Annotated in this window: 19 protein-coding genes and 1 pseudogene; 9 read left to right on the top strand and 11 right to left on the bottom strand. The window is 73.4% G+C overall.

Features of this window, described 5'->3' with window-relative positions; translation table 11 throughout:
• The 3 genes from E1193_RS32535 to E1193_RS18715 form a co-directional block, all read left to right on the top strand.
• A partial coding sequence (locus E1193_RS32535) for a hypothetical protein (RefSeq protein ID WP_207922760.1) occupies positions 1–232 on the top strand: 232 nt, incomplete at its 5' end.
• Positions 229–1,179 carry an exo-alpha-sialidase gene (locus E1193_RS31980; RefSeq protein ID WP_165945775.1) on the top strand — a complete coding sequence of 317 codons (951 nt, stop codon included), beginning with the start codon at positions 229–231 and terminating at the stop codon, positions 1,177–1,179. The genes E1193_RS32535 and E1193_RS31980, both read left to right, overlap by 4 nt.
• A 461-nt stretch (positions 1,180–1,640) precedes the next feature.
• On the top strand, positions 1,641–3,545 hold the full coding sequence (locus E1193_RS18715; protein WP_132184489.1) for a CocE/NonD family hydrolase: 1,905 nt from the start codon (positions 1,641–1,643) through the stop codon (positions 3,543–3,545).
• 206 nt (positions 3,546–3,751) lie between these two features.
• Here E1193_RS18715 and E1193_RS18710 read toward each other — a convergent pair whose 3' ends face one another.
• The 9 genes from E1193_RS18710 to E1193_RS18670 are packed head-to-tail and all read right to left on the bottom strand — an operon-like array spanning position 3,752 to position 11,928.
• Positions 3,752–4,075 carry an antibiotic biosynthesis monooxygenase family protein gene (locus tag E1193_RS18710; protein ID WP_132184488.1) on the bottom strand — a complete coding sequence of 108 codons (324 nt, stop codon included), beginning with the start codon at positions 4,073–4,075 and terminating at the stop codon, positions 3,752–3,754.
• Positions 4,072–5,322 carry a beta-ketoacyl synthase N-terminal-like domain-containing protein gene (locus E1193_RS18705; RefSeq protein ID WP_132184487.1) on the bottom strand — a complete coding sequence of 417 codons (1,251 nt, stop codon included), beginning with the start codon at positions 5,320–5,322 and terminating at the stop codon, positions 4,072–4,074. Before E1193_RS18705 ends, E1193_RS18710 begins: the two co-directional genes overlap by 4 nt.
• Positions 5,323–5,353: 31 nt before the next feature.
• Entirely contained in the window at positions 5,354–6,622 is a 1,269-nt protein-coding gene (locus tag E1193_RS18700; RefSeq protein ID WP_132184486.1) for a beta-ketoacyl-[acyl-carrier-protein] synthase family protein, read from the bottom strand.
• Positions 6,619–7,023: a cupin domain-containing protein gene (locus tag E1193_RS18695; RefSeq protein ID WP_132184485.1), complete on the bottom strand. Its 405-nt coding sequence runs from the start codon at positions 7,021–7,023 to the stop codon at positions 6,619–6,621. The genes E1193_RS18700 and E1193_RS18695 overlap by 4 nt, the downstream gene beginning before the upstream one ends.
• The gene (locus E1193_RS18690; RefSeq protein WP_132184484.1) at positions 7,020–7,727 is read right to left on the bottom strand and encodes an SRPBCC family protein; all 708 of its coding nucleotides are present in this window, start codon (positions 7,725–7,727) and stop codon (positions 7,020–7,022) included. The genes E1193_RS18695 and E1193_RS18690 overlap by 4 nt, the downstream gene beginning before the upstream one ends.
• A 20-nt stretch (positions 7,728–7,747) precedes the next feature.
• A complete protein-coding gene (locus E1193_RS18685) occupies positions 7,748–9,304 on the bottom strand; it encodes an acetyl-CoA carboxylase biotin carboxylase subunit (RefSeq protein WP_132184483.1) in 1,557 nt (518 codons plus the stop codon).
• Positions 9,305–9,317: 13 nt separating this feature from the next.
• The gene (accB, locus tag E1193_RS18680; protein ID WP_243707770.1) at positions 9,318–9,800 is read right to left on the bottom strand and encodes an acetyl-CoA carboxylase biotin carboxyl carrier protein; all 483 of its coding nucleotides are present in this window, start codon (positions 9,798–9,800) and stop codon (positions 9,318–9,320) included.
• A 29-nt stretch (positions 9,801–9,829) separates the two neighbouring features.
• Positions 9,830–11,578, bottom strand: a complete 1,749-nt coding sequence (locus E1193_RS18675; RefSeq protein ID WP_132184481.1) for an acetyl-CoA carboxylase carboxyltransferase subunit alpha — start codon at positions 11,576–11,578, stop codon at positions 9,830–9,832.
• A complete protein-coding gene (locus E1193_RS18670) occupies positions 11,575–11,928 on the bottom strand; it encodes a TcmI family type II polyketide cyclase (RefSeq protein WP_132184480.1) in 354 nt (117 codons plus the stop codon). Before E1193_RS18670 ends, E1193_RS18675 begins: the two co-directional genes overlap by 4 nt.
• A gap of 405 nt (positions 11,929–12,333) precedes the next feature.
• Here E1193_RS18670 and E1193_RS18665 point away from each other — a divergent pair, with 405 nt between their 5' ends.
• From E1193_RS18665 to E1193_RS18650, 4 genes and pseudogenes are all read left to right on the top strand, one after another.
• A complete protein-coding gene (locus E1193_RS18665; RefSeq protein WP_132184479.1) occupies positions 12,334–13,167 on the top strand; it encodes a BTAD domain-containing putative transcriptional regulator in 834 nt (277 codons plus the stop codon).
• 171 nt (positions 13,168–13,338) lie between these two features.
• On the top strand, positions 13,339–13,686 hold the full coding sequence (locus tag E1193_RS18660; protein WP_132184478.1) for a TcmI family type II polyketide cyclase: 348 nt from the start codon (positions 13,339–13,341) through the stop codon (positions 13,684–13,686).
• Positions 13,687–13,698: 12 nt separating this feature from the next.
• The gene (locus E1193_RS18655; RefSeq protein WP_132184477.1) at positions 13,699–15,048 is read left to right on the top strand and encodes an NAD(P)/FAD-dependent oxidoreductase; all 1,350 of its coding nucleotides are present in this window, start codon (positions 13,699–13,701) and stop codon (positions 15,046–15,048) included.
• Positions 15,049–16,285: 1,237 nt separating this feature from the next.
• Positions 16,286–16,528 (top strand): annotated as a pseudogene (locus E1193_RS18650) (DUF4332 domain-containing protein); the annotation flags it as partial.
• A gap of 58 nt (positions 16,529–16,586) precedes the next feature.
• On the opposite strand, the gene E1193_RS18645 reads toward E1193_RS18650, so the two are convergent.
• Entirely contained in the window at positions 16,587–17,507 is a 921-nt protein-coding gene (locus tag E1193_RS18645) for an aminoglycoside phosphotransferase family protein (protein ID WP_132184476.1), read from the bottom strand.
• Between the two features lie 165 nt (positions 17,508–17,672).
• On the opposite strand from E1193_RS18645, the gene E1193_RS18640 reads away from it, so the two are divergent.
• Both E1193_RS18640 and E1193_RS18635 read left to right on the top strand, forming a co-directional pair.
• On the top strand, positions 17,673–18,884 hold the full coding sequence (locus tag E1193_RS18640; RefSeq protein ID WP_132184475.1) for a low temperature requirement protein A: 1,212 nt from the start codon (positions 17,673–17,675) through the stop codon (positions 18,882–18,884).
• Positions 18,885–18,987: 103 nt separating this feature from the next.
• Positions 18,988–19,194, top strand: coding sequence for a hypothetical protein (locus E1193_RS18635; RefSeq protein ID WP_132184474.1), 207 nt, complete (start codon positions 18,988–18,990; stop codon positions 19,192–19,194).
• Between the two features lie 123 nt (positions 19,195–19,317).
• Here E1193_RS18635 and E1193_RS18630 read toward each other — a convergent pair whose 3' ends face one another.
• Positions 19,318–21,291, bottom strand: a complete 1,974-nt coding sequence (locus E1193_RS18630) for an amino acid transporter (RefSeq protein ID WP_132184473.1) — start codon at positions 21,289–21,291, stop codon at positions 19,318–19,320.

Below are 21,291 nucleotides of genomic sequence, written 5' to 3'. Positions count from 1 at the left end.
TTCACCGCGTGGGGGTGCGGGGGGGGGACTCGTCGGCGACGAGCGCGGCGAGCCGGTCCAGTCCGAGGGCGAGCAGAGCCCGTCGCGCCACCGGCGCGGGATCCGACCGCCGTGGCGGGTTGTTCGGCTGCCGCCCACCGGATGTTCGCCGGCCGTGCGCCTGCCGGTGGTCGAGCGGCGGGAGCCCAGCGCCTACCGTGGTCGGTCGACCAACCGGGAGGTGACGGGATGACCCCGACGGCGACGAGCGGTCCGACGGCCCGGGTGCGGGAGGTCCGGCGGATCGCCGACACCGCGCCGCACAGCGCCTTCACCGACCTGGTCCGCCACCGCGGCAGCTGGTGGTGCGCCTTCCGCGAGGGCGACGGCCACGTCTCCGACGACGGGGTGATCCGGGTCCTGACCTCGCCCGACGCCCACACATGGACGCCGGCCGCCGTGCTGGGCAGGCAGTCGGGTGACCTGCGTGACCCGCGCTTCGTCGTCCGCCCCGACGGCCGTCTGCAGCTCCTCGCTGCCGTGGCGTCCGGCCCGCCCCCGAAGGCGGCACAGACGTTCCGGACGGTGAGCTGGCTCAGCGACGACGGACACCGGTGGAGCGACGCCACCCTCCTCGGCGAGCAGGACGTCTGGGTGTGGCAGGCGGCCTGGCACGGACAGGCCATGTACGGCATCGGGTACGCCACCCGGGAGCCGCGTTTCGTGCGGCTCTACCGCAGCGGAGACGGGCTCGACCTGCAACCGTGGGTGCCGACCCTGTTCAGCGACGGGTACCCCAACGAGTCGGGTCTCGCCTTCGCCCCGGACGGCACGGCGTACTGCCTGCTGCGCCGCGACCGGGAAACCGCCACCGCCCAGTTGGGGCTGTCCCGGCCGCCCTACCGGCACTGGGAGTGGACCGACCTGGGCGTCCGGGTGGGCGGGCCGGCGTTACGCCGGCTGCCGGACGGTCGGCTCATCGCCGGGGTCCGCCTGCACGACGGCCCGGTCCGCACCGCGATCTGTCTGCTCGACCCGGAGCGGGGCGAGCTGGCCGAGCTGGCGACGCTACCCTCCGGCGGGGACACCAGCTACCCCGGCCTGGTCTGGCACGACGGGATCCTCTGGGTCAGCTACTACTCCTCCCACGAGGGACGCACCTGCGTCTACCTGGCCGAGGTGGAGCTGGAACCGGCCTGACCGTCCGGCCCCTGCCCGACCGCCGCCGGCTCGCCACCCTGCCCGGCGTGGCATCGGCGCCGACCGAAGCGACGGCCGGCACGGCAGCGCGCGCAGCGACGCCATCGCGGTCGGCGGAGACCGTCCGCCGCCTCGGCGCCCGCCTGGCCACCCGCCGTCGCGCACCCCAGCGGACGAGTGATGACCGGGTAGCGGTCCGAGAGGCGCGTCGGCGTGTCCGGGCCCCACCCCATCGCTACCCGACCACCTGTGGGACGCCGCTCTGTCAGTGGGTGAGCAGGACGCCGCGGGCCAGGCAAGGGCGATTGTCCAAAGTAGACAGAAATCACAACCGCGTTCCGCCCGGGTCAACGTTCTGCCACCGTTACCAGGAATGCGCATTCCGTTATCACAGGAGCGTCACCTCGAAGCCCGGCACCGGCGCCGGCGCAACGGAGGCGCGCGATCGGAACGGATGACAATTGTCTGCACAGACACGAAGGCGTCGATGGGCGATCGCTCTCACCGCCGCACTGTTCGGCACGGCAGGCACGGTGGTGGTCGCGCCGGCCGCCGTGGCGGCGGGAACCCCGCCCGGGATCGTCGTGTCCAACGGCGCCACCCAACCCGTGTTCTCGATGGCCGATGCCGTCCGAGAGACGGTGCACGTCCGCTCGGACATGGACAGCGACGGCGACGGTGTCCTCGACACCATCACCGCCCTGGTGATCCGACCCGAGGAGACGAACGCCGCTCTCAAGGTCGCCTCGATCGTCAAGGCGAGTCCGTACTGGACGGTCCAGACCGCCGCCGCCCGGCGTGCCACGGTGACGGACCCGATCGCCGATCCGGCCACGCACTGGAGTGGCTGGCTGGACGAGTACTTCGTGCCGCGGGGGTACGCCGTGCTCGAGGTGGAGATCGCCGGTACCGGCACCTCCGAGGGGTGCCTGTCGGTCGGCGGCGCCGAAGACGAGCGAAGCGTGACCGCCGTGATCGACTGGCTGAACGGCCGCACCACCGCGACGTACGGCGACGGCAGCCCGGCGGCGGCCTCGTGGAGCACGGGAAGCGTCGGCATGTACGGGGTGTCCTACGACGGCACGCTGGCGACGCAGGTGGCCGAGACGGGCATCGACGGGCTCGAGACCATCGTGCCGGTCGGCGCGATCTCCAGCTGGTACGACTACACCCGGGCGCAGGGCATCGGGTACCGGAGCTGGCCGAACCGGTACATGCAGGGTTTCACCGGCCGGTGGGGGAACGCGGAATCCAAGGTGGACTGCGTGGCGCGGTACCAGGGCGTCGGCGACGGCGAGACGCAGGCCGGGTGGGACCATGGCCCGTTCTTCGTCGCACGCGACTACCGCGACGACGTGGACCAGGTCACGGCCTCCGTGTTCCTCGTGCACGGACAGCAGGACGACAACGTCAAGACCACCCAGTGGGGCAGGTACTGGGACCAGTTGGTCGCCCATGATGTGCCGCGCAGGGTGTACCTGCACGACGCCGCGCACGTCGACCCGTTCTACAGCGAGCCGAAGGACCCGGTCGGCCGGTGGATGGACCACTGGCTGTACGACATCGCCAACGGCGTCATGGACGAATCCCAGGCCACCGTCGCACGGCCGGACGGCACCCGGGTGACCGAGGCCGTGTGGCCTCCGTCCACGACCACGGCCACGTCGCTGTACCTCGGACCAGCCGGTAACGGCGGCGCCGGCAGCCTGACCAGCGCCCCGGTCTCCGGCAGCCAGCAGTTCACCAGCTCGGGCACCGTGGCCGAGACGACGATGGTGACGGGGCCCGGCACCGCCCAGAGTTACCGGCTCGCGTACCTCAGCCCGACCCTCCCGTCGGCACACCGGCTCTCCGGCGCCACCCGTGTCGAGGTGACGTTCACCTCGGCCACCACCAGCACCCCGCTCACCGCGCTGCTGGTTCACTACACCGGCGGATCGAGCACCCGGGTGGTGGCCCGCGGGTCGCTCGACGCCAAGAACCGCGACTCGCTCACCGCCGCCACGCCGCTGACGCCGGGGCAGCAGCACACCGGCACCATCCTGCTGGAGCCCAAGGACTACGTCTTCCCGGCGGGCAGCCAGCTCGGCCTGATCCTCACCGGCAACCTCAACGAGTTCGTCCACGCGGACCCGCAGGCGGGCCAGGTGACGGTGGCGCTCGGAGCCAGCCGGGCCGTCCTGCCGCTGACCGTCGCGCCCGCGCCGGCCTGCGCGGACCCGGCATGGAACCCCACGTCCATCTACACGGCCAACAACGTGGTCTCGCACAACGGCCACCGCTGGCGTGCCCAGTGGTGGACGCAGAACCAGGAACCGGGCACCACCGGGCAGTTCGGCGTCTGGGTCGACCTCGGCCACTGCTGACCCACCGCACCACCCGTGGGTCCGCGCCGGCCGTCCGGCGCGGGCCCACCGGTGTGCTCGCCACGAGAGGATGTTCGGTGGGCGTCGCCGAGATCGAGAACCACCACCCCGTCACGGAGCACACGGCGGATCCACCACCAGGCGTGGTCATGCCAGCGGCAACCGTGGTACGCCCGGTCTGCTCTGCTGCCACCAGCCCCGCACGGTCAGACCCGGGCCACCTCCGGGGTCTGGGCGTGGATGACGAAACGCAGCGACCGGGCGTCGGTGAAGCACTCCCGCATCGGCCGCACCAACTCCCGGTGCTCCGGGCTGCGCTCCCAGGCCTCGAAGTCCGCCAGCGACTCCCACTCGCTGGTGATCAGCCACTGTTCAGGATCGCTGGCCGAGCGGCACACCTGGTCCACCAGGTGCCCGGGCACCCCGTCGGCGACCAGGTGCCGCACCGCCTCGTACGCCCGCAGGAAGTCCTCGGTGCGCTCCTGCGCCACCCGTACCAGGAAGACGATCCGGGCCCGTCGACCACTCATTCCGCCGCTCCCCTCGGTGCCGGTGGCGCCCCGCGCAGCACCAGCGCGCTGTTGAAACCGTCGAAGCCCCGGGCGCAGACCAGCGCGAGCCGGTGACGTGGTCGCCGGGGCGCACGCAGGAAGTCCAGGTCGCAGCCCGGTGCCGGCTCCTGCGGGCCGGCCGAGGCGGGCAGCGTGTCGTGGTGGAAGGCCAGCAGCGCGGTCGCCACGTCCAGCGCCGAGCCGCCCTGGTGTGCCCGGCCGGTCAACGGCTTCTGCGTGCTCACCGGCGGCGGCCGGTCACCGAAGACCTCCCGCAGCGCCTCGGCCTCGGCGCGGTCGTAGCGGGGCACTCCGAGGGCGTCCGGCAGGACCACGTCCACCTCGTCGGCGGTGACGCCGGAGCGGTCGAGGGCCAGCCGCATCGCCCGCGCGTACCGGGCCGGGTCGCCCGCGCCGTCCGGGCCGGTGTGCGCGGCGTCGTGGGTGGCCCCCCAGCCGGTCACCTCGCCGTAGATCCGGGCCCCCCGGGCGACGGCGTGCCCGAGCTCCTCCACCACGAACACCGCCCCGCCCTCGGCGGGCACGTAGCCGCCCGCCGACCGGTCGAACGGCCGGTACGCCGCCTCCGGGTCGGAGGCGGCGCTGAGCAGGCCGGAGCGGAGCTGACAGGCCAGCGCGTACGGGCTCAGCGGGCACTCGGTGGCGCCGGCGATCACCACCGGGGTGCCCCGGCGCACGGTGCGCACCGCGTGGGCGAGACTGTCCAGCCCGCCGGCGGACTCGGCGACCAGCACCCCGCAGGGCCCCTTGAACTGGTGGTGAATGGAGAGCTGCCCGACGCTGGCCGCGTAGAACCAGGCGATCGACTGGTACGCCCCGACGGTGCGGCTGCTGCCTCCCCAGAGTCGTTGCAGCTCCCGCTGCCCGAACAGGTTACCCCCGGACGAACTGGCCAGGGTGACCGCCCAGCCGTACGGGTCGGGGGCCCGCTCGGGCAGCCCGGCGTCGGCCAGCGCCAGCCTCGTGGCGGCGAAACCCAGATGGGTCCACCGGTCGGTCTGCACCAGCTGCCGGTTGTCGGCCCACGCCGCCGCCTCGAAACCGGGCACCTCCCCGGCCACCCGGGTCGGGTAGCCCGCCGGGTCGAACAACGTGATCGGGGCGGTGCGGCGCACGCCCTCGACGACCGTGCGCCAGTGCGCGTCGGCGCCGACACCGCTGGGCGCCACCACCCCGATCCCGGTGACCACCGCCCGGGTGCTCATCCGCGCACCGCCCGAGTCCGGCGCACGCCGCTCACCCGGCCACCACCAGCCGGCGGAAGACCATCGCGGACTGGAAGCCGCCGAAGCCGCTGCCCACCGACAGTGCCACGTCCACCGGCGTCTCCCGGGCCACGTTGGGCACGTAGTCCAGGTCGCACTCCGGGTCCCGGGTGGTCCAGTTCGCCGTGGGCGGCACCACGCCGTACTCGATCGCCAGGGCGCAGGCGGCCATCTCGATCGAGCCGATCGCGCCCAGCGAGTGCCCGACCATCGACTTGATCGAGCTGATCGGCACCCGGTGCGCGGCCTCGCCGAGCGCCCGCTTGAACGCCGCCGTCTCGTGCCGGTCGTTCTGCCGGGTGCCGGAACCGTGCGCGCTGATGTAGGAGACGTCCTGCGGCCCCAGCCGGGACTGGCGCAGCGCGTCGGCGATGGCCAGTCCCATCTCCACCCCGTCCGGGCGCAGCCCGGTCATGTGGAAGCCGTTGGCCCGACTGGCGTACCCGGCCAACTCGCAGTAGACGTGCGCGCCCCGGCGGCGGGCGTGCTCCCACTCCTCCAGCACCAGCACCGCGGCCCCCTCGGCGAGGACGAACCCGTGCCGGTCGGCGTCGAACGGGCGGGAGGCGTGCGCCGGATCGTCGTTGTCCGGGCTGGTCGCCTTGATCGCGTCGAAGGAGGCGACGGTGACCGGGGAGATCGGCGAGTCGGACGCGCCGGCCAGCACGATGTCGGCCTCGCCGTCGACGATCAGGTGGTGGGCGTAGCCGATGGCGTCGATGCCGGAGGTGCAGCCGGTGGAGACGACCTGGGCGGGGCCGTGCACGCCGTGCCGGACGGCCACGTCGGCGGCGAGGCTGCTGGGCACCAGCGCCGGGTAGAGGTACGGGCCGCCGAGGGTGTGGTCGACCAGCCAGCGCCGGCCGGAGTCGCTGACCCGCACGTACTCCTGTTCCAGGGCCATGGTGCCGCCGACTGCGGTGCCGAGCACCACCCCGGTGACCTCCCGCTCGGCGTCGGTGAGCGCCAGGCCGCTGTCGGCGAGTGCCTCGCTGGAGCAGGCCAGGGCGAACTGCACGTACCGGTCGGCGCGCTGCCGCTCGGCGAGGGTGATGCCGGCGGCATCGGGGTCGAAGTCGCACTCGGCGGCGATCTGGGAGCGGAACGGCGACGGGTCGAAGAAGCTGATCCGGCGGGTGGCCGTCCGTCCCTCGGTGACGGTCTTCCAGAAACGGTCCCGGGTGGCGCCGCCCGGCGCGACCACCCCGACGCCGGTGACGACCGTGCGGCGCCCCGTCACGACCCGCCCCGCTGTTCGACGAGTTCGGTGTCGACGTGGCCGAGTTCCGGGCGGGGGGCCAGCGGGCCGAGGTGGAACACCACCTCGGCCGGCTCGTCGCCGGTGTTGCGCAGCCGGTGCCGCACGTTGCGCGGCACGAACAGCGCCGCACCGGCGGCCAGCGGAACCGGCTCGTCGTCCAGGTCGACGGTGATGGCGCCCCGCGCGACGTACAGGAACTCCTCGCTGTACGGGTGGTAGTGCTCGGCGATCCGCTCCCCCGGGTCGAGAGCCGCGACCCCCATGAACCCTGAGGTGCTGCCGACGGTACGCGGCCCGAGCAGCACCCGCAGCTCGCCGCCGCGGCGCCGGTCGGGAGCGATGTCGCGGGCGGCGACCAGCCCGGTCGTGATCTCGGTCATCGCGTCCCTCCCGCGTACGCCAGTTCGATCTTCCCCTTGATGATCTGGAGCTGGATCCGGCTGTTGGCGTTGATCCGGTCGGTCATGCCGGCGTCGTCCACCGGCGCCGTCGGTTTCATCGCGAAGTCCTGCACCCAGGTCATCCGGGTGCCCTCGGGCTCCTCGGCGTAACGCCAGTGGATGCGCATGTACTCGAACGGCCCGGTCTCCACCCGGTGCGCCCGGACCTGCCGGGTGGCCGGGTCGGCGGTGCGTTCGCTGACCCAGCTCCACGCGATGCCGTTCTCGTCCGGGTGCATGGTGAGCCGGAACCGCACCGTGTCGCCCTCACGATGCAGGATCTCCACCACGGCGTACTCGGTGAACAGCTCCGTCCATCGGGCCACGTCGTTGGTGATGTCCCAGACCAGCGGCAGCGGGGCGGCGATGACGATGCTGTTCTCGGTGTGCCCTGGCGACCGGGTGCGGCGGGCCACCAGGTCGGCCACGGCGGGGATGCTGAGCTGTCCGGACTGTTCGGGAATCCGCACCTGCCAGCGGTCGGCGACCACGGCGGAGAGTTCCAACAGGGCCAGTGAGTCCATGCCCAGTTCCTCCAGTGAGGCGGCGGGCGCGCGGGCTGCCGCGTCGGCGTCCAGCCCACAGTGCGCCACCAGGATGTCGGTGATCTGCTCGGTGAGCGGCTGGCCGTGTGTGACGGTCATCGGTTCCTCCTCGGTCGCGGTCAGGACTTCTCGGCGGCCGGCGCCGCGGTGGCGGCGACCGGTCGGGCGGGTGTCGCCGGCGGGACGGCGGCCCGCAGCGGCGGCAGGGCGGGCGCGGCCGACCCCGACGGCACCACGGCGGGCGCGGCCGACCCCGACGACACGACGGCGGGCGCGGGCACGTCGTCGGTGACGGGCCCGGGCGCGCGGGTGGACGGGGCCGGTGGCGGGGCGGCGAGGAGCCGGTCGACCAGGGCGGTGGTGTGGCGGCCGGCGCGGAAGTCGGCGTCGTCGAGGACCCGCCGGACGAAGGGGATGGTGGTGCGCACCCCCGGCCCGGCGATGTCGAACTCCGCCAGGGCGCGGTCGAGCCGGCGCAGCGCCAGGTCCCGGTCCGGCGCCCAGACCACGACCTTCGCCAGCAGCGAGTCGTAGTACGGCCCGACCAGGTAACCGGGGTGCCCGTGGGTGTCGACACGGGTGAACGGGCCGCCCGGCGGGACGAACCGTTCCAGCCGGCCCGGGGTGGGCGCGAAGTCCCGGTCCGGGTCTTCCACGTTGACCCGGCACTCGACGGCCACCCCCTGCGGGCGGACGTCGTCCTGCCGGATCCGCAGCGGCTTCCCGGCGGCGATGTGCAGCTGTTCGTGCACCAGGTCGATTCCTGTGATCATCTCGGTGACCGGGTGCTCCACCTGGATCCGGCAGTTGATCTCCAGGAAGTGGAACCGCTGCTCGGCGTCGACCAGGAACTCCACGGTGCCGGCGCCGGCGAAGCCCACCTCCATCGCGCCGTGCAGCGCGGTACGGGCGATCGCGTCGAGCGTCGCGGCGGGCAGCGCCGGCGCCGGCGCCTCCTCGACCAGCTTCTGGTGCCGGCGCTGGACCGAGCAGTCCCGGGTGCCCAGGTGCACGCCGTTGCCGTGGGCGTCGCAGAGCAGCTGCACCTCGACGTGCCGGGCGTCGGTCAGGTACCGCTCGACATAGACCCGGTCGTCGCCGAAGGCGGCCTGCGCGGCGGCCCGGGTACGCGCGTAGGCCCGGGACAGCTCGGCCGGGGAGCCGACCACCGTCATTCCCCGTCCGCCGCCGCCCGCGGCGGCCTTGACGATCACCGGGTACCCGAGCTCGTCGGCGATCTCTGCGGCGCGGGCCGCGGTGGAGACCGGGCTGACGCTGCCCGGCGGCAGAGGCAACCCCGCCCGGCTCATCAGCGCCCGCGCCGAGGACTTGTCGGCGAGCGCGGCCATCACCTGCGGAGGCGGGCCGATGAAGGTCAGACCGTTGTCGGCGCAGATCTCGGCGAAGTCGGCATCCTCGGAGAGGAAGCCGTAGCCGGGGTGCACCGCGTCCGCCCCGACCTGCCGCGCCGCCTCCACGATGGCGGCGGCGTTGAGGTAGCTGCGCCGGGGTTGCGGGGGGCCGATCAGGACGGCTCGGTCGGCGAGCCGGACGGCCGGCGAGTCGGCATCCGCCGTCGAGTAGACCACCGCCGTGGGAATGCCCAGCTCACGGCAGGCGCGCAGCACCCGTACCGCGATTTCGCCCCGGTTGGCGACGAGCACTGTGGAGAACATGGCGACACCCACCTCAGACCGGGTCGAGCGCGACCAGCGGCTGGTCGTACTCCACCGGCCGGCCGTCGTCGACGAGCACCTCGACCACCCGGCCGGCCCGCTCGGCGGTCACCTCGTTCATCAGCTTCATGGCCTCCACGATCCCGACGACCTGCCCGGGCCGGACCAGGTCGCCCACGCGGACGAAGGGCGCGGCCCCGGGCTCGGGCGCACGGTAGAACGTGCCGACGATCGGCGAGCGCACCTCGGCCCGACCGGCCGGGCCGGCCGGCGGCTGTGGGCGCGGCGCCAGGGCGGTCGCCTCCGGGGCCCGGGCGGGCTCCACGGCGGCGGTCGGGTGCCACTCGATCTCCAGCACGGTGTCCCCGCTGCGCAGCCGTACCCGCCGGACCGGGCCGGCGACCTCGGCGACGAGCTGCCGGGCGTGCCGGCGCAGCCCGGCCAGGACGACGTCCACCTCGGGTGTCACCGACGCGGTGTCGGCCTCGGCGGGCACGCCGCCGGCCGGCGGGGCGACGACGGCGCTCACCGGACACCTGCCCGGACACCTGCCCGGACGCCGGTGCGGGCGGCGCCGAAGCGCCGGAAGCGCTGCCGCCGGCGGCGGACCAGGGTCGCCGGCGGGACGTCGAGCAGGGGTAGCAGGTTGGCCAGCAGCGCGTCACGCAGCATCCGCGCGGTCCCTTCCGGGTCGTGGTGGGCAGCCGGGCTCGGCTCGGGGACGAGGTCGTCGACGACGCCCAGGCGGCACAGGTCCGGGGCGGTCAGCCGCAGCGCGCGGGCCGCCTGGGGGGCGGCGGCACGGTCCGGCCAGAGGATCGCTGCGCAGCCCTCGGGGCTGATCACCGAGTAGACGGCGTGCTGGAGCATCAGCACCCGGTCGGCGACCGCGAGGGCCAGCGCGCCGCCGCTGCCGCCCTCACCGGTGATCACCGCGACGATCGGGGTGGGCAGCACGCTGAGGGCGAGGATGTTCTCCGCGATGGCGGCCGCCTGGCCTCGCATCTCGGCGTCGAGTCCGGGATCGGCGCCGGGAGTGTCCACCAGGGTGACCACCGGCAGACCGAGCCGGGCGGCGAGCCGGACCAACCGCAGGGCCTTACGGTGCCCGGCCGGGCTGGCCATGCCGAAGTTTCGGGCCACCAGCTCGCCGGTGGTGTGTCCCTTCTGGTGGCCGACCACCATCACTTGCCGCCCGTCGAGTCGGGCCAACCCGCCGACCACGGCCGGGCAGTCCCCACCGAGCCGGTCGCCGTGCAGTTCCACGAAGCCGTCGAAGACGGTCTCCAGGTAGTCCAGGGTGGTCGGCCGCCCGGGGTGCCGAGCCAGCCGGACCGTCTCCCAGGCGTCGGCGCCGGTGCCGGCCGGCGCCGACCGGGTACCCCGGTCCGTCCCGGCCGGCGCCGGCCGAGCGCCCGGGTCGGGCGGTCGCTCCTGCCTGGGCACCGCGGCGGTCAGCGGCGGTCGCCGCTCGGCCCGGGCGGCGGCCAGCAACGCCACAAGCCGGCCACGTAGCGCGTGCCGGGGCACCACCATGTCGACCTGGCCGTGGCGGAGCAAAAACTCGGCGGTCTGGAAGCCCTCGGGCAGCTCCCGGCCGGTGACCTGGCGGATCACCCGCGGCCCGGCGAACCCCATCCGCGCGCCGCTCTCGGCGAGCACCACGTCGGTGTTGGTGGCGAAAGACGCCGCCACCCCCCCGTAGGTGGGATCGGTGAGCACGCTGACGGTCAGCAGCCCTGCCTCCCGCAACCCGGCGACCGCCTGGCTGACCGTGGCCATCTGCATCAGCGACAGTGCGCCCTCCTGCATCCGCGCCCCGCCGGAGGCGGTGACCAGCACCAGCGGGATCCGATCCTCCAGCGCCTGCTCGGCGGCACGCGTGATCAGCTCGCCGACGGCGGAGCCGAGGCTGCCACCGAGGAAACGGAAGTCCATCACGGCCAGCGCGCAGGAATGCCGGCCGATGGTGGCGGTGCCACAGACCACGGCCTCGGCGAGGCCGGTGCCGGCACGCGCGGCGCTGAGCCGGTGTGGGTACGGCAGTACGTCGACGAAGCCGATCGGGTCCACCTCGGCCGGGCGTTCCGGCAGCGCCGTGAACGACCCCGGGTCTACCAGCTGAGCCACCCGTTGGGGCGCGTCGAGGCGGGCGTGTGCCCCGCATTCGGGGCACACGTCGAGGTTGCGGCGCAGCCGTTTGCGGTACAGCAGGCTGGCGCAGCCGGCGCAGCGGGACCAGAGTTGCCCCTCCCGCGGGGCGGTGGCGGTCATGCCCGCTCCCCGCCGTCGAACCCGGAGGATTCGTCGGCGTCGAACCGGTAGAAACAGTGGGCCATGGCGTCGCGCGGTTCCCGCCAGGTCGGCAGGTACGGCGAGATGTAGCGGCGCAGCCGCTCGCTGATCCGGACGAACTCGGGATGCCCGCGGGCCGCCTGGACCGCCCCCTCCGTCGCCGCCTCCGTCTCCAGCAGATGCACGTAGAGGTCGTGCAGCCGGTAGAGCGAGCGGTGCCGCACCCCGACCAGACGGGGCAGTTCCGTCGCGTCGGACTCGGCGAAGATCTCGGCGACCTGCGCCTCGGCGGTGGGAACCACCTTCGCGACGATCAGCGAACGGTCCATGGTTGGGCCTCCCCCCACGGCCTCCGGCGCGGGATGGACCGCGCCGGCCGGCCGGACGACTGTCGACACGATGCGGCGGACCCCGTCACCGGGGCGTCAACGCGCAACCACCGGGGCCGCACCATCGTGACGATGCGTTGACGCAACCTGTGTATGAGCTGTGCGAAGATCCACTACGGATAGCCACTCTGGGCAGTTCAGAGGCGCTTTCGCGGCCACACGAGAAGCAACGGACAATCGACACCATCATTGACCGAGAGTTACCACGATTGATAATCTTCGGGACGGTCAGCCCGGTGGCCGCGGCGCGACGCCGTACCGCGGCGCAGCGACTCAGACAGTGAGGTCACGGGCAGCCGCGCCGGGACACAGAATCGGGACCGGGGTTCCGCAGGAGGTGCCGCCGTGGCCGCTGATCCGTCCATGTCGACCACCGGGTCACGACCCGGCACACTGATCGCGCTGTACCTGCTCGGCGGCTTCCGGCTGCTGCACGGCGGCGCGCCGATCGTGGTACCGCGCGGCCTGCAACGGGTCATCGCGCTGATCGGTCTGCGTCCCGGTGCCACCCGCAGCCACCTGGCCGGCCTGCTCTGGCCGGACGCGCCCGAGGAGCGGGCGCTGTCGTCCCTGCGTACGGCGTTGTGGCGACTGCGCCAGGACCCCTGCTGCCCCCTGGTCACCAGCGGCGACACCGTACGGCTGGACCAGCGCGTCCGGGTCGACGTGGATGCCCTGGTCGGCGCCGCCGCCCGGGTCCGCGACGGCGGTGACGCGGGCGCCGCCGGGGCGCTCGCGGCCGGCCGGCACGACCTACTCCCGGGCTGGTACGACGACTGGGTGCTCGCCGACCGGGAGCGGCTGCGGCAACTGCGCCTGCACATGCTGGAGGACCTGGCCGACCAGCACCTGGCCGCGGGCCGGCACGGCGAGGCACTGGAGGCCGCGCTGGAGGCGATGGCCGCCGAACCGCTGCGGGAGACGCCGCACCGGCTGGTGGTGCGAATCCACCTGGCCGAGGGCAACGCCTTCGAGGCGGTGCACGCCTTCTACGTCTACCGCGACCTGCTCCTGCGCGAGCTGCGGCTCGAACCGTCGGCGGCGATGACCGCGCTGCTGCAGGACACCCTGGCCCCGATCCACCAGGCCAGCCGGGGCCGTTCCTCCGCCACCGCGCGCCGCGCGCCCGCCGGCCGGCTGGCCGCCGCCCCCACCGACCGCCGCGCCGGTCGACCCTGACAACGCCGCCGGGCGCCGCGGTCGGTGCCCGCCGCGTGGGTAACGCCCGGCCAACCCGTCACGGGCAGCGAGGGCGACGTGACGGAGAGGTGACAGAATGGGCGGCAGGGTGGACCCCACAGCGGTCCGTGGCCTCCGAACTGGGCGGACGCCACCGACGAGAGGGGTCCCATGAGTCGTCTACTGATCGTCAGCAGGATCATCCCCGGCTCGGAGGGTCGGGTGGCGCAGATCTTCGCCGAGTCCGACGCGACCGAGCTGCCCACCCTGACCGGCGTCCGGCACCGGTCCCTGTACTGCCTGCACGACCTGTGTGTCCACCTGATGGAGACCGAGGACGTGGACCCGGACGCCCTGGCCGGCGCCCGCAACCACCCGCTCTACCTCCAGGTCAACGAACGGCTCTCCGCGCACACCTCACCGTACCTGCCGACCTGGCGGTCGCCGCGGGACGCGATCGCCGGTTGCTTCTACCGCTGGGACGCCGCCGAGGTGCCGTCGCCCCGGCCGGCCGGCTGAACCGGAGCCGGGATGGCTTCCCAACCACCCCACGTCCTGATCATCGGAGCCGGTACCGGTGGGCTCTGCCTCGCGCACGGCCTGCGCCGCGCCGGCATCAGCGTCGCCGTCTACGAGCGGTACCGCACGCGCGGCGAGGGCCTGCTCGGCTACCGCATCGGCATTGGACCGACCGGCAGCAAGGCGCTGCGCGAGTGCCTGCCGCCGGAGCTGTTCGACGTCTACCTGGCCACCTGCGCCCGCTCCCCCCGCTACTTCAACGTCATCACTGAGCGGCTGCGACAGACCGCGTCGTTCCCGCTGCGCCCGGACACCAACCCGGCCGAGACCGAACGCTCGGTGGCCCGGATGACGCTGCGGCAGGTGCTGCTCACCGGCACGGCGGACGTGGTCCACTTCGACAAGACCTTCACCCGCTACGAGCAACGCGACGACGGCACGGTGACGGCGTACTTCGCCGACGGCACCAGCGCCACCGGCGACCTGCTGGTCGCCGCCGACGGCACGCATTCGGCGGTCCGCCGCCAGTACCTGCCGCACGCGGTCGTCCGGGACGCCGGCACCATCAACATCGCCACCCGGATTCCACTGACCGCACACACCCGCCAACTCCTGCCCGAACGCGTCGAGAAGGGCATCTCGCTGATCTTCGGAGCCGGCGGCGTGATGGGCGTGATACACGTGATGGAGTTCAAGTGGGACCGCGACGGCCAGCTCAAACCCGAGGTCAGCGACGACGACGCGGCACTGCTGCACGGCTGGCCCGGTCGCGTGCACGACAACACCCGCGACAACATCAACTTCATCATCTGGAGCACCGCCCGCCGGTTTCCGCCCGACACCATGCAGCGCCGGCGCGAGGAGCTCGTCCAGGTCGCCCAGAATCTCACCCGCCACTGGCACCCCCACCTGCGGGAACTGCTCGCCCGCAGCGACCCCGGCAGCGCCCTGCCGATCCAGGTTTCCACCAGCGAGCCGATCCCGGCGTGGAAGAGCAGCACGGTGACGCTCCTCGGCGACGCCATCCACACCATGACCCCCGGCCGGGGTGTCGGCGCCAACACCGCGCTTCGCGACGCCGCCCTGCTCTGCCGGCACCTGCGCCAGGCCGCCGCCGGCGACAAGACGCTGTTGCAGGCGGTCGCCGACTACGAGGCCGAGATGGTGCCGTACGGCTTCGCCCGGGTCGCCGACTCGTTGCGCCGCAGCGGCACCAGCGGCGACGACCGGATGTACAAACCGGTCGTCGGCCGGCTGGCCCTGCTCGGGGCGCGCGGCTACTTCGGCGTCACCAGCCGGGTGCCCCGACTCGCCCGCCGGTTCGTCAACGACTTCTACACCTACCGGGGCGAGGACGACTGAGTCGCCCGCCGGGTCGCGACGACGGCACCTCGTCGCGGCCCGGCGTGTCCGTGGCGACGCGAGATCCGGCACACGGTCGGTCATCCCGTCACCACGCCCCGGCACCGGCTGTCTCACCTGGGCCGCGATGGCCGATCCTCTCTGTCGCCCGCCGTGCGCGTGTGCGAAGCTGCGCCGAGTTTGCTTCGCGACTTTCACGACGTACGCAAGAGGGAGGTTCGCCGTGCCGTCGACTTTCGGGCAATGGCTGATCGTGATCCTGGCCCTGCTGCTGGGCGGAGCCGCCGGCTGGCTGGCACGCGGCCGGCAGCTGGCGACCACCACCGCTCCGGTCGGGTCCACCGTGGACGGCGACCCGGTCGTCGGTCTGACCGAGGCCGAGAAGGCCGAGGCCAGGGCGACTCTCGACACACCCCGCCCGGAAGCCACCGTGAACCGCACCCCGGCGCCCGTCGCCGTCATCGACGAGCCCACCGACCGGGACCTCGCGGTCACTCCGGCCGCCACGTCCCCGGCCGCCGACGAGCCGGCCGCCACGTCTCCGGCCGCCGACGAGCCGGCCGTGGCCGGCGCCGACCGGGAACCGGTCGCCGACGCGCCGATCACCGACGACCAGTTCCCGACCGTCGCGCCGACCCCGGCCGAGGTGGACGCCACCGCGGACACCCGGCAGCACGACGCGCCCCCGGCCGACAGCGCCCTGCCGGCCCGCGCTGACGAGCAGGCCCCGCAGGTCACGCCGGCGGCATCCGGCGACGAGCCGGCCGGGGCGGACACCGGCGACGGCGACACCGACGAGCGCTCGCCCCAGGTCGGTGACGCCGCACCGGTTGCGGAGGCGCCGGTGGCTGTCGAGGCCGACACGCGCCCCGACCCCGCCGCGCCCGTGGCAGCCGACGCCCCCGCTCCGGCAACGACCGACGCCGAGACCGCCAGCCCGGTGACGACCGACGCCGAGACAGAGAAGCCGGAAGCGGCCCGGCCGGGCACCCCGGCGCCGCGCACCCCGGTGGAGGACGCCGAACCGACCGCCGAGGTCGGCAGCGCCGACCGGGCGACCTCGGACGACACCCAGCCCGCCCCGCAGCTGACCACCGCCGCCCCGACGGCGGTCCCCGCGGCGGAGGACGCCACGGTCGCGCCGACCGACGAGGCCGCGCCGGCCGAGGAATCCGCGCCCGCCGAGGAATCCACGCCGGCCGAGGAATCCGCGCCGGCGGACGAGGCCACGCCGGCGGACGACTTCCGCCGGATCCAGGGTGTCGGCCCGAAGATGGCCGCCGCGTTGCAGGCGGCCGGGATTCGCAGCTACCGTCAGCTCGCCGAGCTGGACGAAACGGCGCTGCGGGAGACCATCCGCGCCGCCGGGCTCCGCGCCGCGCCGAGCCTGGCCACGTGGCCGCAGCAGGCGAAGGTGCTGGCTGGCACCGACGCCGGGTCGGTGCTGCCCGCCCCCGCCGGGGCCGCCGGACAGAACTGAGCATCCGCCGGGCCGGTGGCCGTGCTCCGGCACGACCACCGGCCCGGCGGCCCCGTGACTAGCCCGACGCCGGGTACTCGGACAGCACCGCGTCCAGGGTGCGCCGCGCGTCCGCCCGGCGGCCCGGGTCGGGGTCGTCGAACGTGATCAGCGCCTTCCACAGCACCCAGCCACGCCCCCGGCACCAGCTCGCGGCGTCCACCGCGAGCGCCGCCCGGAACACCGCCCGGCTCGCGCCGTCGAGCAGCGTCCAGGCCACCGCCAGATCACACGCCGGGTCGCCCACCCCGCAGGTGCCGAAGTCGATGACGGCGGCCAGCCGGCCGTCGCGTACCAGCAGGTTGCCGGAGGCGACGTCGCCGTGGAACCACACCGGCGGCTTCGACCACTCGGACGAGAGCGCCAACTCCCAGATCCGGGTGACCCGCTCGCCGGGGATCCGGTCGCCGAGCGTGGCGATCGCCGCCCGGGTCTCACCGTCGTAGGTCGCCAGCGGTCCGCCGCGCCAGAAGCTGTGCGGCCCGGCGACCGGCCCGCCGGTGGCGTCGACGGCACGCAGCGCGGACAGGAATCCGGCGAGGGCGCGGGCGAACTCCCTCAGGTCCGCGATCCGCTCGGCCCGGGCCTGCTGGCCCTCGATCCACTGGTACACCGACCACTCGAACGGGTAGCCCTCGGCGGGCAGCCCCCTGGCCAGCGGCCTCGGCACCGGCAACGGCAGCCGGGGCGCGAGCAACGGCAGCCAGCGCTGTTCCTTGGCGACCTGGGCGGCGTAGCCGGCGGCGCTGGGCAACCGTACGGTCATCGCGTCCCCGAGGTGGAAGGTGCGGTTGTCCCAGCCGCCGTGGGCGACGGGACGCACGGGCAGGGTGACCCAGCGCGGAAACTGTCCGGCGATCAGGCGGCGCACCAGGGCGGCGTCGATGTGCGCAGGCGTGGTCGGTACGGCGGGCGGGACGCGATCGGCAGTGGTGTCCATCGGCTCCAGACTGGTCACCACCGCCGTGTCCGGCAATCGGATAACACCCGCTTCCGGCGGCAAAGCACCGGAACGGACCCGCTGCCCTGCCCGCCTCGCTACCGTCGGTTGGGAGCCGCCACGGCGAACCCGTCGCGCCAGGAACCCCGTTCGCAGGAGCAACCCGTGCCGCAGGACCCGCCGGAGCGTCCCGCCGGGGCGCTCCGCCCGCCGGTGCGCGATCCGGATGCCCCTCGCCGGGTCACCCTGCTGGAACTCTTCTTCGACCTGGTCTACGTCGTCGCGCTCGCCCTGATCTCTCGCGGCCTGGTCATCGACGTCACCTGGCAGGGCGTCGGACAGGCGCTGCTCATGCTGATGGCGGTCTGGTGGACCTGGGCGATCTCCACCATGGTCACCGACCTGTACGACCCGCAGCGTCCCGAGATCAAACTTCTGGTCGCAGGAACGATGTTCGGCGTGCTGCTGATGACCGCCGCCATCCCCAAGGCCTTCGGCCCGCGCGGGCTGGTCTTCGCCGGCGCATATGTGGCCATCCACCTCGGTCGTGGGATCTTCCTCATGCTGGCGTTGCGGGCGCATCCGCAGGCCCGGCACCGGACAGCCCGGGTCTTCGTGTGGTTCGCCGTGTCGGCGGTGCCCTGGATCGTCGGCGCGTCCGTCGGCGGGCACGCCCGGGAGGTGCTGTGGGCGCTCGCGCTCGCCATCGACTACGGCGGCTTCCGGGTGGCGTACCCGGTGCCGGGGCTGGGCCCGATCCCGGAGGGGCAGCGCACCGGCACCGCCACCCCCGAGCACCTGCCGGAGCGCTACCAGCAGTTCTTCATCATCGCCCTGGGTGACGCCGTCCTGGTCATCGGCACCATGTTCAGCATCAAGCACTCGGAGGCGGAGAACCTCGCCGCGTTCACCATCGCCTTCGCCACCACGCTGCTGCTCTGGCGCATCTACGTGCACAAGTCCGGCGAGTTGCTGCCGCAGGCCATCCAGAGTTCGCGGGCACCGAACAAGTTCCTGCGCACCGCGCCGTACACGCAACTGCTGATGGTGGCCGGGGTGGTGATCACCGCCGCCGGTTTCGACCTGGTGCTGCACGAGCCGTCGGGGCGTACCCCGCCGTCGTGGGCGGCGGTCATCCTCGGCGGGCCGGCGCTGTTCCTCGTCGGCCGGGCCTTCTTCGAGTACGAGGTGTTCAGTCGGGTCTCGCTGTCCCGCCCTGGCGGGCTGCTCGCCCTACTCGCCATCGCCCCGGCGGTGCTCCTCCTGCCACCGCTGTTCGCCGCCATCGGCACCATGCTGGTGCTCGCCGGTGTCGCGGTCGCCGACTACCTGCGCAGCCGGGGCCGGCCGCCGGAGGCCCCGTCGCCGCCGCACTGACCCAGTGCGGGTTCGGGCCGTTCCCGGCCGGGTGCCGTTTATCCGTTTGCCGCCGCTGGGTACATCTAGCATCACCTCGACCCCCACGACCCGGGAGGCCCCCATGCGCGGCACGTCCATCTTCGGAGTTCTCGTCGTGATCTGGCTGATCATCGGCGCCGTCGCAGCCGGCCAGCGCGGCTACTACGGCAACGACGAGACCAACTGCGCGGAGGCCGGGACCATCCTGGTGACCATCGTGGCCGGCCCGCTCAACTACCTGGGCGCCAACCCGAAGGTCGACTGCAAGCTTCCCGAGCCGTCCAGGTAGGTCTTTCGGCGAACCACCGGCCCGCGCCCACTCCCGGGGCGCGGGCCGTTTGTGTGTCGCCGCGTCACCCACCCCAGCGCATCCTAGGAGGCTGGGCCATCAGGTGCGGCTGCCGCGAACCGCTCAGCCGCCGACATGGATGCCCGGCCGGCGGGCCGGATCGGGTTCGCTCTTGCGGATGATCTCCCGGACCACCGGCGGGGTGTCGCCCCGGCCGAGGATCAGGTAGCGCAACAGGTGGGCGACCGGATTCCCCTCGGACCACTCGAAGTGCGCGTGTGGGCGCACCCCGGTGGCGTCGCGCAGGGCGAGCAGGATCGCGGCGATCGCGTTGGGTACGGCCGGGCTGCTGGCGCGCAGCACCCGGTGCCCGCCGGTCTCCACGCCGCGCACCCGCAGCACCTGGCTGAACTGCGACGGATCCACCACGTCGATCTCCAGGAAGATCACGTCGGCCGCGCCCGGCACCGGGTTCATGCCGCGCTGCGCCCGCTCCTTGACCCGGTACTCCTTCACCGCCCCGCTGTCCCGCTTGTTGGCGATCAGGTGCAGCCGGCCGTCGTGGGCCAGCGACTCGGCCAGGATCCGTCGGGCAACCTCGTCGAACTCGACCCGTTCCGCCCGCAACTCGGTGGTGCGGGTGACCCTGGAGATCAGCGAGACGACGATGATGCCCGCTACGAACATCGCCGAGATCGCGATCCCGTCCGGCTTCTCGATCACGTTCTCCGCCAACGCGTAGAGCAGGACCGCGGTCAACACGCCGAACCCGACGCGGGCGACCCGCCGCCGGGCGCGGGCCGCCGCGATGGTCACCGCCACCGCGCCGGAGACCATCATCGCCAGGATCCCGGTGGCGTACGCGCCGGCCTGGGCGTTGACGTCGGCCCGGAAGGCGACCGTGATGGCGATGCTGATCAGCGTGTAGACCAGCACGACCGGTCGCACCGCCCGGCCCCACTCCGGCGCCATCCCGTACGAGGGCAGGTACCGCGGCACGATGTTGATCAGGCCGGCCATCGCGGACGCGCCGGCGAACCAGAGGATCAACACGCTGCTGATGTCGTACACCGTTCCGAACGCCTCACCGAGGTGCTCGTGGGCCAACCAGGCCAGGGCCCGACCGTTGGCCGTCCCGCCCGGACCGAACTCCTCGGGCGGGATCAGCACGGTGGTCACGAAGGTGGTGCTGATCAGGTACACCGACATGATCACGGCGGCGGCGGTGAGCAGCTTGCGGGTGTTGCGGATCCGCGCCGCCAGCCGCTGGTCCGGATCCGTCCCCTCCCCCCGCACCAGGGGCATCATGCTGACCCCCGTCTCGAAGCCGGAGAGCCCCAGCACCAGCAGCGGGAAGGCCAGCACCGCCGGGCCCAGCAGATCACCGGCGCCGACGCCGCCGGCGGTCAGCGCGGCCACCCACCCTCCCAGCAGGGACGGGCCGGCGACCACCTCGGCCAGGCCGACCAGCACGATCACCGCGTTGAGCGTGAGAAAGGCCACGACCAGCGGGATCGCCACGGCCACGGCCTCGGTGAAACCCAACAGGAACACCCCGCCCAGCACCACCAGCAGCAGCACCGTCACCACCACCGCGGCCTGGGTGCCGTGCGGGAAGGCGGCCGGCAGGTACGGGTTCTCCAGCAGGTGGACCGTGGCGTCGGCGGCGGACAGGGTGATCGTGATGATCCAGGAGGTGGCGACGAAGCCGAGCAGCACCAACACGAAGATCTTGCCCCGCCAGAAGGGCAGCAGCCGCTCCAGCATCGCCACCGACCCCTGCCCGTACGGGCTCTCCCCGGCCACTCGCCGGTACATCGGCAGCACGCCGAACAGGGTCAACGCCACGATGAGCAGCGTGGCCAGCGGCGAGAGCGCCCCGGCCGCCAGCACCGCGATGGCCGGCAGGTAGGAGAGGGTGGAGAAGTAGTCCACGCCGGTCAGGCACATCACCTGCCACCAGGGGTGGCGCCGCTGCTGACCCTCCTCGGCCTGCGGGCCCGGCGGTGGCACCCGGTGGGCGAAGAGCCAGCGCCGCAGCGCCCCCTCCGGGGCCCGGACGCGGACGTGGCCCTCCACGCACTCGGGGACGCCCAC

Origin of the sequence: Micromonospora sp. KC606 (assembly GCF_004348675.1) — a bacterium.
GTDB lineage: Bacteria > Actinomycetota > Actinomycetes > Mycobacteriales > Micromonosporaceae > Micromonospora.
This window is presented reverse-complemented; position numbering and strand designations above follow the sequence as displayed.

Excerpts from the sequence above, each read along its gene's own strand:
- E1193_RS31980 (WP_165945775.1), top strand. The coding sequence starts at position 229 with ATGACCCCGACGGCGACGAGCGGTCCGACGGCCCGGGTGCGGGAGGTC.
- E1193_RS18710 (WP_132184488.1), bottom strand. The coding sequence starts at position 4,075 with ATGAGTGGTCGACGGGCCCGGATCGTCTTCCTGGTACGGGTGGCGCAG.
- E1193_RS18705 (WP_132184487.1), bottom strand. The coding sequence starts at position 5,322 with ATGAGCACCCGGGCGGTGGTCACCGGGATCGGGGTGGTGGCGCCCAGC.
- E1193_RS18695 (WP_132184485.1), bottom strand. The coding sequence starts at position 7,023 with ATGACCGAGATCACGACCGGGCTGGTCGCCGCCCGCGACATCGCTCCC.
- E1193_RS18690 (WP_132184484.1), bottom strand. The coding sequence starts at position 7,727 with ATGACCGTCACACACGGCCAGCCGCTCACCGAGCAGATCACCGACATC.
- E1193_RS18685 (WP_132184483.1), bottom strand. The coding sequence starts at position 9,304 with ATGTTCTCCACAGTGCTCGTCGCCAACCGGGGCGAAATCGCGGTACGG.
- E1193_RS18675 (WP_132184481.1), bottom strand. The coding sequence starts at position 11,578 with ATGACCGCCACCGCCCCGCGGGAGGGGCAACTCTGGTCCCGCTGCGCC.
- E1193_RS18670 (WP_132184480.1), bottom strand. The coding sequence starts at position 11,928 with ATGGACCGTTCGCTGATCGTCGCGAAGGTGGTTCCCACCGCCGAGGCG.
- E1193_RS18660 (WP_132184478.1), top strand. The coding sequence starts at position 13,339 with ATGAGTCGTCTACTGATCGTCAGCAGGATCATCCCCGGCTCGGAGGGT.
- E1193_RS18655 (WP_132184477.1), top strand. The coding sequence starts at position 13,699 with ATGGCTTCCCAACCACCCCACGTCCTGATCATCGGAGCCGGTACCGGT.
- E1193_RS18645 (WP_132184476.1), bottom strand. The coding sequence starts at position 17,507 with ATGGACACCACTGCCGATCGCGTCCCGCCCGCCGTACCGACCACGCCT.
- E1193_RS18635 (WP_132184474.1), top strand. The coding sequence starts at position 18,988 with ATGCGCGGCACGTCCATCTTCGGAGTTCTCGTCGTGATCTGGCTGATC.